General features: G+C 57.8%; 7 protein-coding genes, 1 tRNA gene and 1 pseudogene. 4 read left to right on the forward strand and 5 right to left on the reverse strand.

Annotated elements, in window-relative coordinates:
- Positions 1–114 precede the first annotated feature (114 nt).
- Entirely contained in the window at positions 115–1263 is a 1149-nt protein-coding gene (ribD, locus tag H6G53_RS03180; protein WP_190530896.1) for a bifunctional diaminohydroxyphosphoribosylaminopyrimidine deaminase/5-amino-6-(5-phosphoribosylamino)uracil reductase RibD, read from the forward strand.
- On the opposite strand, the gene H6G53_RS03185 is transcribed toward ribD, so the two are convergent.
- The 3 genes from H6G53_RS03185 to H6G53_RS03195 all read right to left on the reverse strand — a co-directional run bounded on the left by H6G53_RS03185 (position 1260) and on the right by H6G53_RS03195 (position 3449).
- The gene (locus H6G53_RS03185; RefSeq protein ID WP_190529330.1) at positions 1260–1511 is read right to left on the reverse strand and encodes a hypothetical protein; all 252 of its coding nucleotides are present in this window, start codon (positions 1509–1511) and stop codon (positions 1260–1262) included. The two genes, ribD and H6G53_RS03185, sit on opposite strands and share 4 nt — an antisense overlap.
- Before the next feature lie 78 nt (positions 1512–1589).
- Positions 1590–1661: transfer RNA gene (locus H6G53_RS03190), tRNA-Gly, on the reverse strand.
- Positions 1662–1931: 270 nt separating this feature from the next.
- Entirely contained in the window at positions 1932–3449 is a 1518-nt protein-coding gene (locus H6G53_RS03195; RefSeq protein WP_190530897.1) for a peptidoglycan-binding protein, read from the reverse strand.
- Between the two features lie 296 nt (positions 3450–3745).
- On the opposite strand from H6G53_RS03195, the pseudogene mutS reads away from it, so the two are divergent.
- From mutS to H6G53_RS03210, 3 genes and pseudogenes are all read left to right on the forward strand, one after another.
- Positions 3746–6592: pseudogene (mutS, locus tag H6G53_RS03200) on the forward strand (DNA mismatch repair protein MutS); the annotation flags it as partial.
- A 462-nt stretch (positions 6593–7054) separates the two neighbouring features.
- Entirely contained in the window at positions 7055–7585 is a 531-nt protein-coding gene (locus tag H6G53_RS03205) for a hypothetical protein (protein ID WP_190530899.1), read from the forward strand.
- Positions 7586–7716: 131 nt separating this feature from the next.
- Positions 7717–10179 carry a bifunctional diguanylate cyclase/phosphodiesterase gene (locus H6G53_RS03210; protein WP_190530900.1) on the forward strand — a complete coding sequence of 821 codons (2463 nt, stop codon included), beginning with the start codon at positions 7717–7719 and terminating at the stop codon, positions 10177–10179.
- Between the two features lie 95 nt (positions 10180–10274).
- Here the strand turns inward: H6G53_RS03210 and H6G53_RS03215 are convergent, their stop codons facing one another.
- Positions 10275–11942: an ATP-binding protein gene (locus H6G53_RS03215; protein ID WP_190530901.1), complete on the reverse strand. Its 1668-nt coding sequence runs from the start codon at positions 11940–11942 to the stop codon at positions 10275–10277.
- Positions 11943–12496: 554 nt separating this feature from the next.
- Positions 12497–13651 carry a glycosyltransferase family 4 protein gene (locus H6G53_RS03220; protein ID WP_190530902.1) on the reverse strand — a complete coding sequence of 385 codons (1155 nt, stop codon included), beginning with the start codon at positions 13649–13651 and terminating at the stop codon, positions 12497–12499.
- Positions 13652–13793: the final 142 nt, after the last annotated feature.

Genomic DNA, 13793 nt, shown 5'->3' on the forward strand with positions numbered 1-13793 from the left:
GGCACTTCAGAACAGAATCGGGCCATTTTGGGGGGTGAATGGGCCTCTGCCTATACCATTTGGTTGAAAGAATCGCGGATTCGATCGCGATCGCCCTTGCTCCTGTCTCGTCCTATGTCTGAGTTTGTTGCCGTCGATGCCCCCGCTGCCACCGAGTTCGATCGGGCAATGATGCGCCGTTGTCTAGCGTTGGCGCGTCAGGCCCTGGGGCGCACGGCCCCAAACCCAATGGTGGGTAGCGTGATTGTGCAGGGTACGGAAGTGGTGGGAGAAGGGTTCCATCCCGGCGCGGGCCAGCCCCATGCGGAGGTGTTTGCCTTGCGGGCCGCGGGCGATCGGGCGCGGGGAGCCACCGTGTATGTCAGCCTTGAACCCTGCAATCACTACGGCCGCACGCCGCCCTGTTCCAAGGCGCTGGTGGCAGCGGGCGTGGCCAAGGTGGTGATTGGGACGGTGGATCCGAACCCACAGGTGGCGGGCCAAGGGATTGCCACCTTGAATGCGGCGGGCATTGAAACCTTGGTGGGGGTGGAACGGGCCGCGTGCGATCGGCTGAATGAGCCGTTTTTTTATCGAATTCAGCAGGGTCGGCCCCTGGGCATTTTGAAATATGCCATGACCCTGGATGGCAAAATTGCCACCACCCACGGCCACAGCGCTTGGGTGACCGATGAGCGGGCCCGGGCGGAGGTGCATCACCTGCGGGCCGGTTGCGATGCGGTAATTGTGGGGGGGAACACGGTGCGGCGCGATAACCCCAAGCTCACCAGCCACGGCCTGGAAAGTCACGATCCGCTGCGGGTGGTGATGACCCGGCGACTGGAGTTGCCCCAAACCACGGCGGATGGTCGAATTTTGCACCTGTGGGAGCCGTCGGAAGCGCCAACTTTGGTGTTGACTTTGCCGGGGGCAAATCCGGAAATGCAAGCTTGGCTGCGCGATCGGGGTGTTGAGGTGCAGGAAGTGCCCGACCTGTCGCCGGCCCGGGCGATCAAGGTGTTGAATCAGCGGCAATTTCTATCGGTGTTGTGGGAATGTGGCGGGGCCCTGTCGGCCCAGGCGATCGCCGATGGATCGGTGCAAAAAATCCTGGCGTTTATTGCGCCCAAAATTGTCGGCGGCGTGGCAGCTCCGTCCCCGGTGGGCGATTTGGGGCTGACGCAAATGGGCGACGCGATTGCCCTGGAGCGGGTCACCTGGCGATCGGTGGGCCAAGACTTCGCGATCGAGGGCTACTTGCGTCCCCTCAAAAAAACCGATTAGGGGTGCATCCCTTCCGCCGCCGCCCAACCCAGCAACTCCGCCTCATCCTCGATCGCCACTTCCACGTAGGCCTTGAGTTGCCCCAGGTTGCCACCCGCCAGGGTCAGCGCCGCCATCAACACTTGCTCCGTGTGGGCTGTGGCGGCCGGGTCTTGGGGATAGTTCACCAAAATTCCCAGCACGGTTTCTTGCTGTTCGATCGGGAACTGGGCTTTGACGTAATCTCGAATCGCTTGGGGCAACAACATCGCAATCCTCCCGATCACCGAAAGCGACTGATTAGATGTTACTAACCAGCCGCTCTCAGGGTTTTTGGGATTTTAAAAAGCGGGTGACGCGATTCGAACGCGCGACATTCACCTTGGCAAGGTGACGCTCTACCACTGAGCTACACCCGCTTGCGTTTGACGCTTTAGTAGAATGCCAAGAGTTTTTTGATTTGTCAAGGGTTTCAGAAAAATTTTTCCTACCCAGCAAGGGCCCCAACCAGGGCAGCCAAGGGAACTGGGGCCAAGAGGCCAGGTGATGTTGCCCAAAGCCAACGCTTCCGGCCACGAGGCTGCTAACGATGGTCCATTCCAGCCAAAGGGGCAGAGGGCGAGGCCGGGGGTCAGGGAGTTGCATAGGGAGGTGGAGAGGGGATGAGCCGATCGCGTGGGAGCACCACCTCAAAGCAGGCCCATGGCCCGTTGGGTGGTTAGGTCAGCAATGCCGGTGGGGCTGAGTCGTCGCGATCGCTGGAAGTTGATGACGGCCTGGGCGGTGAGGTTGTCATAGACTCCGTTTACCCGATCGAACCCCAGGAGACCAAGGGCAGCCAGGCGCTGTTGCAGGGCCGTGACGCGCACCCCTCGATCGCCCGGCATTAGCCACCGATCATCGCTGCGGGCACTGGGCGATCTCTGGGCCAGGGGGCTGGTGTTGGGAATGGCTCGCGGGGCGGCGGCGGGCCGAGGCGATTGGAAGGCAGGGACGGCGCGGGCTGGTGTTGCCGAGTTGGGGGCAGGGCTGGCTTGGCTACCGCTGGAGACCCCAAACAGGGCCCGGAGGGTGGCGGGGCTGGCTTGGCCCGTGGCGGGGAGTTGGCGCGATCGCTGGAAGGCGGTGACGGCTGCTTGGGTGATGTCGCCATAGAATCCGGTGCTGCGGGCTTTGAGGAATCCCAAGGCTCGCAACTGATCTTGCAGGGCCTTGACCCGATCGCCGCTGTCTCCGGGTTTCAAGGCCTGGTAATCGGGATTGAGGGGCCGCATGGACGGGTGATCGGGTGGGTTGACCGGGGTGGCCGGTTGGGCTGGTGTTGGCTGGGTCGATCGCTGGCTGACTGCTTGGCGATCGGCGGGTTGCCCATTGGTCGATCGGGCATTGGTCGATCGGGGATTCGCCGGTTGGGCCGCCAGACGGGTTTCGATCGCCCGCAGGGTTTCCGGTGTGGCCCGGCCCGTGGCGGTCAACCCCGCCGCCTGTTGGAAAGCTCGCACCGCCCGGCTGGTGATTGGCCCATAGAACCCCGTGGGCGTGGTTGTGAAAAAGCCCAACTGGCGCAAGCGGGTTTGCAGTTGCCGAACGGCGGCGCTCCGTTGGCCGGGCCCCAGTCCATTGCTGGCTGTGGCCGGTTGGCTGGAAATCGGGCGGTTGGGCTGGGTTGGCGTGCCTTGGCCGCTGTCGGTTCCGGCTCGATCGCGCAGGGCCTGCATGGTGGCCAAGTCCACATGACCCGTGGTTGAGAGGTTCAGGGATTGCTGAAACCGTTCCAGGGCTTGGCGAGTGGGGCTGTCGAAATTGCCAGTGGGTTCGGCGGCCAAAAAGCCCAACCGATTCAGGAGCCGTTGCAATTCCCTGGTGCTGGGGCCCCGATCGCCCGGTTGCAAATTCGCCACCAAGGTTAAATCAGCCCCCGTGGCTTCCAGGAGCGATCGCTTCGTCACAATATCCACCGCCCCCTTGGTATAGAGACCCCGCGATCGCTGAAAGGCTTCTAGGGCAGCGGCCGTGGCGTTATCAAACTGGCCATTAAGGGGGCCGCCGTAATTACCCAGGGTTTTCAGTTGTCGTTGCAAGCGCACCACGCTGGGGCCCGCATCACCCGATCGCTGGCTGGCCGACAGGGCCCAAGCGGGCGCACCGCCCAAGACCACAACCCCGATCGCTGTTGCCACACAACTTCGCTCGATCGCCCGGCCCATGGTGGTGTCCTCCTGCTTGCTGATGCTGATGGTTAGGGGCTGGCTGTTGTTTGAACCGTGACTTGGAGCCGTTCCTGTGCATGGCTGCTTTTGAAGGCTACTTTGGATCGTTGCCTCATCCCGAAGGCTGAGTCCAAGGACTGGTTCAACGGAGCCAAGCTTGTCCTGGCCATGCTAGCTCAGGCGATCGACCGGTTTGCAGGGTCGGTTGCAACGGTTGCGCTGGGCGGGCGGAAGCCCCCACGACCAACCGTTGCCCGATACTATGAAAGACTCCGAAAGACTCCTTTGGCCATATGAGTGCCTCTGCCACGCCGCGTGAGATTCCTAACGCTGACTATCGGCTGCTGAACCGCGATCAGCTCACGCCGATGATGCAGCACTATGTCTCGGTCAAAGAACAACATCCCCAAGCCCTGTTGCTCTATCGAGTGGGTGACTTTTTCGAGACTTTTTTCCAGGATGCTTGCACGATCGCGGAAGTGCTGGAGTTGGTGCTGACTTCCAAGGAGGGCGGCAAAGATATTGGGCGCGTACCCATGGCCGGTGTGCCGCACCACGCGATCGAGCGCTATGCGGCGCAACTGGTGGAAAAGGGCTATGCGGTGGCCCTCTGTGACCAAACCCAGGATGCCGCCGAAGCTCAGGGGTTGGTGCGGCGGGAGGTGACCCGAATTCTCACGCCGGGGACGGTGCTCGAAGAGGGCATGTTGGCGGCCCGCAAAAATAACTTTTTGGCGGCGATCGTGCTGGAGCGTCGCCATTGGGGCTTGGCCTATGCGGACATTTCCACCGGGGAGTTTTGGGCCACCCAAGGGGAAGAGCCAGAACCCTTGGTGCAAGAGCTGTTGCGCCTGAGTCCGTCGGAAGTGTTAGTGCCGGTGAATGCACTGGATTTGGTGGGACTGTTGCGGCCGGGCGAGAGTCGATCGCACCTGAAGGGGCGGGACTTTCCCGATTGGTTACCCGGCCAGTTTTGCTATGCCCTGCGGCCCCAATCGCGGTTTGGGCTGGCGGAAGCAAGGCAACGATTGCTCGATCGCTTCCGGCTGCGATCGCTCGAAGGGGTGGGCTGCGATCGCCGGCCCTTGGCGGCCCGGGCGGCGGGCGGGCTGTTGACCTATCTCACGGAAACCCATCCCAGCTCCGAAGACCAAACCCGCGAAATTCCGCTGCAACTGCTCAAAACCTACGAAATTACAGACTATTTAATTCTGGATTACCAAACCCGCCGGAATTTGGAAATTGTCCAAACCGTGCGCGATGGAACCCTGACCGGATCGCTACTGTGGGCGCTCGATCGCACCGTAACGGCCATGGGCGGTCGGGCCCTGCGTCGTTGGTTGCTGCAACCCCTGCTGGATTTGGATGGAATTCGGGCCCGCCAAGGGGCGATCGGGGAACTGATTGACCAGCCCGACTTGCGCCAGGATCTGCAGCGGCTGTTGCGGGAAATGTATGACCTGGAGCGGTTGGCGGGGCGGGCCGGGGCGGGCACGGCCAACGCCCGGGATTTGGTGGCTTTGGCGGATTCCTTGGGTCGGTTGCCGGAGCTGGCCCAAGTGGTGGGCGGAGGCCGATCGCCCTATTTCCGCGTGTTGCAACAAGTGCCGCCGGCCCTGGAGCAATTGGGCGATCGCCTACGCAGCCACCTGGTTGATGAGCCGCCCCTGTCGGTCACCGAAGGCGGCCTGGTTCGGGATGGTGTGAACCATGCCTTGGACACCATGCGCCAGCAATCGGCGGGCGATCGGGACTGGCTGGCCAACTTGGAGGCGATCGAGCGGCAACGCACCGGCATCAACACCCTAAAAGTGGGCTACAACAAAACCTTTGGCTACTTCATTGGCGTGTCCCGGGCCAAGGCGGATCTCGTGCCCGAGGACTATATCCGCAAGCAAACCCTCGTGAACGAAGAGCGCTACATCACCCCGGAGCTGAAGGAGCGGGAAGCGCGAATTTTGTCGGCCCGCGAAGACCTGAACCGGTTGGAATACGAGATTTTCTGTGAGTTGCGATCAGCTACGGGGGAGCTGGCGAATCAAATTCGCAAGGTGGCCCTGGCGGTAGCGGCGATCGATGTGTTGACCAACTTTGCCGAACTGGCGATCGCCCGGGGCTATTGCCGACCCGTGATTGATCGAGGCCGCACGATCGAGATTCGGCAGGGTCGCCACCCGGTGGTTGAACAATCCCTACCGGAAGGGTTCTTTGTGCCCAACTCGACCCAGTTGGGGTATGAACGATCGGGCGATCGGGCGGGGAGCCAGTCTGGTGCGCTGGTGGCTGCTTCCTTGGGTGCATCGATTGATTTATCAATCGATGTATCAATTAATACTCGACTTGATTCGGGCGATCGTGACTTTGATCAACACTTTGATCAACTGTCCGATCGCCCAAAAAATCCACCCCTTAGGTCAGACCTTAATCCAGCCCTTGACTCGGCTGGCCATGCCACTTTTGATCCATCCCTTGCGCCCTCGCCTGGGTCATCGACCAATCAGCCTCAGGCCGATTTACCCGACGGGCCCCATTTGCCCGATTTAGTGGTGCTCACGGGGCCCAACGCCAGCGGCAAGAGTTGCTATTTGCGGCAAGTGGGCCTCATTCAGCTCATGGCCCAGGTGGGATCCTACGTGCCAGCCCAGGCGGCCCATTTGGGAATCTGTGATCGAATCTTTACCCGGGTGGGGGCGGTGGATGACTTGGCCACCGGGCAATCGACCTTCATGGTGGAAATGAACGAAACGGCTAATATTCTCAACCACGCCACCGATCGATCCCTGGTCTTGCTCGATGAAATTGGGCGCGGAACGGCCACCTTTGATGGACTGGCGATCGCCTGGTCGGTGGCGGAATATTTGGCCAGTGAACTGCGCGCGCGATCGATCTTTGCCACCCACTACCACGAGCTAAACGAACTGGCCACCCTGTTGGACAACGTGGCTAACTACCAAGTGGCCGTCAAAGAATTGCCCGATCGCATTGTGTTTTTGCATCAGGTGCAACCGGGCGGAGCCGATCGCTCCTACGGCATCGAAGCGGCCCGCCTGGCTGGGTTGCCCCCCAGCACGATCGCCCGGGCCCGCGAAATCATGGCCCAAATTGAAAAACACTCAAAAATCGCCGTAGGCCTGCGCAAAACCGCCCAAACGGGGCCTCGGACTCACTCAAAAACTGCTAATGAGCTAAACAGCGCCTCAGAGCCGCCCATCGCCCAATTAGACATTTTTGGAAATGGGAGTTAGGCGTGAGGTTAGTTGACCAGTGTGATGGCTGGGTTAATCACCAGGTTGATTGCTGAGTTGAATTTGGGGCTTTATTTGGAGATCAATTTGAGATTGAAGATTGGGCTGGGTTTTGAGTTAAACGTTGGGCTTGACTGGCTACTCGCTTTTGGGGGCTAACGGCTGGTGGCTGATTTTCTGGACTGAACCTGGCGCGATCGCGATCCGGTTTCTCCAAGACTTCAGCGTGATCTCAGGATAGTTCCCCTCAATTCAGACGAATTCTGTCACCGCAATCCTGAAAAATTTCGCCAAATCCAGCGCACCCAATCAATACCGAATTAGCATCGATCGGGACTAATGCGGAGATCGATCGCCTTGACCGACCCAGGAGATAGTTTTGGCTTCTGCTCAGGCATTGACCCACCTCAGATCAATCCTTATGCTCAAAAAGATCACAAGAAATTTGGCAGCCGATCACACAGCGACAGCAGCTCCCTTGACAGGATAGAGGGGAACCCCCGTTCATCCTCAAAAGCAATCGACAAATGGCAGATCGATCGGCTAAAGATAAAACAGCAACGCGCCAAGGCTGAAGCCGTTGCCAGCAAAGCGAACCGGTTCTACGGTTGCCCATCTACCCTTGCTGAAAGTGTATCTATTTCCTTGGGATCTCATCGGAATGCCTCGCTCCGTGAAGTTTCGGACGCGCCCTCGCGGTTGATCGCTGTTGATTTCGGCAGTTTTCCCAAGATTTCTTGGGTTATCTCCGTACTTTTCCGTACTTTGTCGAATCGGTTGGCTAGGATTTGGACAGGTCTAAACCCCCTGACCCAAAATTGGCTGTGGAATCTGGATCTGCGGCCCACCCACAAAGGGCGGATAGCCTGCTGTTTGGTGTGGGGATAGGGATTAGACTCAATCGCCCCGCTACCGGTCTTGAAGGTGATCAGGGTCTCTAGGTTGGTCTACGTCTCCTAGCTCACTATCTTTGCGGATCCATGACGGAAGCGTTTAATCCCCTTCGCACTAGTTCAATCTTGACTCCGCCACCCCTGCAACTACTGGATCAACTGACTTCGCCCATTTGGGTGATTGATCTGTTCGCCATGCGGCTCCACTGGGCCAATCGATCGGGGAGCGAACTCTGGAGCCGGTCGAGCCTGCGGGCCTGGGTGAAACATGCCCAGCATGGCCGCCACGAGCAAGTGCGGATGCGCCTAGAGCGAATTCAGCAAGCCCTCAGCAAGCGGCAGACCTGGACAGAACATTGGACGTTTTATCGCCAAGGGGAGCTGGTGTCGCTGCCCTGTCTTTGTTCGCGGTTGACTTTGCCGGATCACGGGGAACCCCTGCTGCTGATTGAGGGGCTAGACGAGCGGTTGGAACCCACCTTAGCCAAGGCCTTGCGCCTGGCGGAACAGGACTTGGAACAGCGGGATGCGACGGCGCTGGCGGTGGGGGAAGCCATGCGCTGTTTGATGCTGTTGCCCGATGGCGATCGCGCCATTACCCAAACCCTACAGATGCTGGGCAGCATGACCCAGGCCGATCGAGCCTATGTGTTTCGGAACCATCCCCACCCGGTCACGGGCGAGCTGCTCACCAGCCAGCGTTGGGAATGGACTCGCGCCGGCCTGACGCTGCAAATGGAGCATTTGGAGCTGCAAAACATTGCCTACAAAGATTTAGACCCCAGTTGGCATGAATACCTCAGCACCGATCGGGTGTTGAATTTCCGGCTGCAAGATTTGCCCGCCAACTATGCCTATCGCAGCTTTTGGCATGGGCAGACGGTTCATGGGGTTTTGATGTTGCCCATGATTTTGCAAGGGGAATTTTGGGGGTTCTTGGGGTTCGATCGCTGCCGAACCGATCGGCTCTGGACGGATGCGGAATGCAACCTGCTGCGGTTGGCGGCCGCGGGCATTGGCTGCACCATCTTGCGCCACCAAAGCGATGTGAAGCTGGCCAGCTTCAACATGCAAATTGAGAGCCTGGTGGAACAGCGCACCCTGAAGCTGCGGGCGGCGGTGCAACAACTGCAACAGGAAATTCAGGAGCGGGAACGGGCCGAATCGCAATTGCGCTACAACGCCCTGCACGATCGGCTCACCGGGTTGCCCAACCGCACCTTTTTGATGGAAGAGTTGGCCAAAACCATCCGCCTGATGCAAGTGACGGAACAGGGGGGTTTTGCGATCCTGTTTGTGGATATCGATCGCTTCAAGGTGATTAACGACAGCCTGGGCCATCAAGCGGGGGATGAACTCTTGGTGGCGATCGCCCACCGATTGCGGCGCTGCTTGCGGCCCACCGACTCGATCGCCCGGTTGGATGGCGATGAATTTGCCATTTTGCTGCAAGACGTGACCACCCGGGCCCAGGCGGAACAGGTGGCCGAATCGATCCATCGCTCCTTGGCGCGGCCGGTGACCTTGGGCAGCCAAGAAATTTTCACCAGTGTCAGCATTGGCATTGCCCTGGGATCTCGGGAATATGACTGTGCGGAGCTGCTGTTGCGGGATGCGGATATTTTCATGCGCCGGGCCAAGGCCATGCGATCGCGCCATGAGGTGTTCGATCGGGCCGTTCACCAACAGGTGCTCACCACCCTGCGCCTAGAACATGACCTGCGCCGGGCGATCGCTCAAATTGAGGACATGGGCATTGATCGAGCCGGTCACCCGGAAGTGCCCATGCCCTTCAGCTTGCGCTATCAACCGATCGCCGAGGCCCGCACGGGCGAAATTCAGTGTTTTGAAGCCCTGTTGCGCTGGCATCACCCGGAATTGGGGCCCATTTCCCCCGATCGGTTCATTGCGATCGCCGAAGAAACGGGCCTGATCATTACCCTCGGCCTGTGGACGCTCTATCGCGCCTGCTATCAGCTTCGGGAGTGGCAACAACTTTTCCCGCAACTGGGCCATTTGCAAATTGCCGTTAATCTTTCCGCCAAGCAATTTTCCCGCCTTGACCTGATGGAGCAAATTGATCAGGTTTTGCATCGCACCGGCATCAATCCCGGAACCCTGAAGCTGGAGCTGACGGAAACCACCATCGCCGACAATTCCGATCTGGCAGCCGCCACCATGTATGAGCTGCGATCGCGCCAGATCGTCCTTTGTCTCGATGACTTTGGCACGGGCTACTCTTCCCTCAGCTATCTGCATCGGTTCCCGTTGGATGTGCTGAAAATCGATCAGTCTTTCATTTCCCAACTGGGCGGGCGCGACAACACCCAAGCGATCGTCCGCGCCATCATCACCCTGGCGGAACAGTTGGGCATGGCCACGATCGCTGAGGGGGTGGAAACCGCTGAGCAATTGGTGTGGCTGGCCAACCTGGGTTGCACCTACATCCAAGGCTATTGGCTGGCCCAGCCGCTCCAGGCCAGCGCCGCTACTCAACTGCTGGAGCAGCACGATCCTCGCCTAATTGCGGATTTGGAATCTAACCTGCAAGAGAGCGATCGCCCGTTGGATCTGTTGGCCCGCTCCTAGCACGGTCGATCGAGCAGCGCGAAGAATTTTGAGCCTGTGGGGTGGGCATTGCCCACCTGTAACCCGTTGCTCAACTGATCCTGATTCTCCCACTGCTAAGTGGATTGCCCTTCTTGCTTCAGGGGCATCACGATCGTAAACGTCGATCCTGCACCCGGCACAGAGCTAAACCGAAGCTGGCCCTGGTGTTGCTCCGTCACAATTTGATAGCTAATCGACATTCCCAGCCCCGTGCCTTTGCCAATCGGCTTCGTCGTGAAAAAGGGATTAAAAATTTGTGATTGGATGCTGTCCGGCATCCCCACCCCATTATCGGTAATTTGAATTTGCACCCGATCGCCCCGCAAAAGGCGTGTTTGAATTTCAATACAGCCCTTAAATTGCCCCCTAGCTGATGAATCAGGGTTCGTAGCCCCCAACGAATCCGTTTGATATTTTTCAGTAATTGCCTCGATCGCATTGGCAATCAAATTCATAAAGACCTGATTTAAATTGCTGGCATAGCATTCCACCGCCGGTAAATCGCCATAGTCACATTTCACCTGAATTTCCGGGTGGTCGGGTGCAGCCTTCATCCGATGTTGCAAAATTGCCAAGGTGCTGTCAATGCCTTCATGGATGTTGACCGGTTTGTAGCAAGCCTCATCCATCCGCGAAAAATTGCGCAAGGACAGAATAATTTGGCGAATTCGCTCGGTTCCTAAATTCATGGAAGATAGGATTTTGGGTAAATCTTCCTGAATAAATTCAAAATCCGATTCTTCATCTAAATCAGCAATCATCCGCACCAATTCAGGATGCTTGGCACAAGAACTGGACTGGGCCCAGTTCCGGAGTTTTTCTGTCCAACCTAACAGCAACTCCACATGACTTTGCACATGTTTGAGGTTGCCATGAATAAAATTCACCGGATTATTAATTTCATGGGCCATGCCGGCCACTAACTGGCCCAAGGAAGACATTTTCTCGCTTTGTACCATCCAGAGCTGGGCTTTTTTCAGCTCATCCAAGGTGGCTTCCAGTTCGATCGTCCGTTGGCGCAATTGATCTTCGGCGCGTTCCCGTTCCTGCATTTCCCGCTGCAAACGGGTCACAACCAATTGCAAATCTTGAGTGCGTTTGGTGACCTGTCGTTCCAAGTCTTCATTTGCCGCTTGCAGGGCCTTTTCGGTTTGGTGTCGTTCGATCACCACACGGGCCAAATAGGTGGCCTTAATCAGCAATTTGCGATCGTGGGGATGGGGGCGATGGGGAAAGGGGTTATACATGGCAAAGGTTCCCAACACCTGACCTTCACAGGACAAAATGGGCGTGGACCAACAAGCCCGCAGGCCAAAGCCGATCGCCAAATCCCGAAATTCAGCCCACAACGGATCGATCGCAATATCTTCAACAATTACGGAAGCTTTGTGATAGGCAGCCGTGCCGCAGGATCCCACCGCAGGCCCGATCGGGATGCCATCAATGCATTGGTTATAGTCGGGTGGCAGGCTGGGTGCTGCCCCATGGCGTAATCGTTGGGTTTCTGCTTCTAGTAATAAGAAAGCGCAAAAAGTTTGACAGGACGTGTGGGCTTCAATGAGTAAAGCTAATTCCGTGAGCACGGTTTCTAAGGGTTGGCCTTGGGCAATTAGCTCCAAAATATGATTTTGACCATCTGCCAGGGCCACCAAATTTTGGTGATAGATCAGGGGAATCGTTTTACCCTGCACCGAGTTGCTGACCGGGTATAAGTCCGCCACTTGAAGAGGAGAAAATTGCATAGTAATCACAATTAATATTGACTAGGTGTTTTAGGTGTTTAGGGTTGGTCATCAAAGCACTTGAAACCCTGATGCTGCTGTTAGCAAATCCTTAGGCAGTCAGGAACTTCAGACCCTTGTTGCAACGATTGGTATCGACGACTGTTACGACGATCACAGAGCAATTCTGGAGGTAAAGAGCTTGCGAATTTTGTCTGCGATGGTTTGAACTAGAAAATTAGCGATTAGTTTGCCCACAAGAGGCAAGGCGCACCCAATGATCGATAGCTCAACAATGGCTCAACAGAGTCGCCAGTGAGAAAACCGACGAGTTTAGATATAGCGGTCAGGGGTGAAAATCTGGTGAAAGCCGATTTTGGTTTGATGGCAAATCCGCCCCGAGTGGGTAGCGCAGGAGTCGCGTTAGAGACCTAGACACGACAAGATGGCGCTGATCCTAAACGCGAGTTTCAGCCACCAACGGTAGATTCTGATTTCTCTCTAGTTTTGACCAAAATTCCGCTGTTTTAGAGAAATTTTGGCTTTTCTGCTGAATCAGCGCACAAAAGTGCCACCTAAGCGGCAGCGGATACCGAAGGGGGCAAGCGATCGGGGCGGAATCCCAGGGCGGCCAATTGCTGTTGGGCCGTGTGGGCGGCTCGTTCCCAAGTCCAGAGGCTGGCGGCTTCGTCTCGGGCGATCGCCCCGCGTTGTTGGGCCGCTTCCCGATCGTGATAAACCTGCCGCATCAAGGCCACCAGAGCATCCAAGTCCGGCTCGGCCCAGTGGCCCCAGTCCAAGGCGGGGTCAAAAAACTGCGGATCATTGACGGGAATTAGGTTTTTGACCGGAATCAGGTAAGCATTGCCCGGGTGAGCATAGGCCCGCAGGCCGCTCCAGTCCGTGACAATGCAGGGCAGTCCACAGGCCATGGCTTCCAAAATGGGCAATCCCCAAGCCTCGCCCCGGGTGGGCAACACAAAGGCATCGGCTTTTTGCAGAACTTGCACTAGGCCTGATCGTCCGGCTGGATGGCTGGGCAAAATGCGATAGGCCTCGGCCCCCAGCAGCCGCGCGGCATAGTCGATCGATTCCTGGAGGTCAAAGTGGGGAATGTAGCCGTTGTGGGCGTGCAACACCAGTTCCACGGGATCTTGGGGTTCAAAGGCTTTGGCAAAGGCTTGGATCAGCAGATCGATCCCCTTGCGTCGTTCCCATTTGCCCACACAAAGGAACCGGAAGGGCCGCTGCCGCAAGTCGCGATTCAGGGCTGAGGGGCGGTGGGGATGGGGCTGAAAGACTTGGGGGTCAACCCCTTCCGGCACAACGGCTAGGCGCTGGGGGTCAAGCCCGGACTCGATCGCCACCTGGCGCTGCCAAAGGGACGGAACCCAAAGGTAATCGAACCGATCGAGCAATTGCTGAAATTTTTGATGAATGTGGGTGGTTTCCCACACAAACAGCCCAATTTGGCAGCAACCGGGAAAGGGCGGCATCGGCAACCCGGACACAATGACCAGGGTGGGGGCATTGGCCGCCGGTTTCAGGCCGGCCGCTAACAGTTCCGGCACGCCCCGTTCCCAGTCGGCCAGGGGCTGGGGAGGCTGCCAATCACAAAGGGCGATCGGCTCGATGGGGTGCAGTGCTCCCGCGAGCGATCGGGCATGGGTTCCCCAGCCACCGGGGGCAAAAAAATAGCTCGCAAAATTCAACACAAGCGATCGCAGCAATGGTTGAGGACAAAAGACGCAGCTTGCTGTCTCGATCGGTTGGAATCAACTGGAATTAACAAACCTCAGAGGATGGCTGAAGCGACTGGGGGCAATGGTCAAGCCCTAACGGTCTTGGGATCAAGGGACTTGATCAGCTTTG

This window comes from Limnothrix sp. FACHB-406 (assembly GCF_014698235.1).
Lineage (GTDB): Bacteria > Cyanobacteriota > Cyanobacteriia > CACIAM-69d > CACIAM-69d > CACIAM-69d.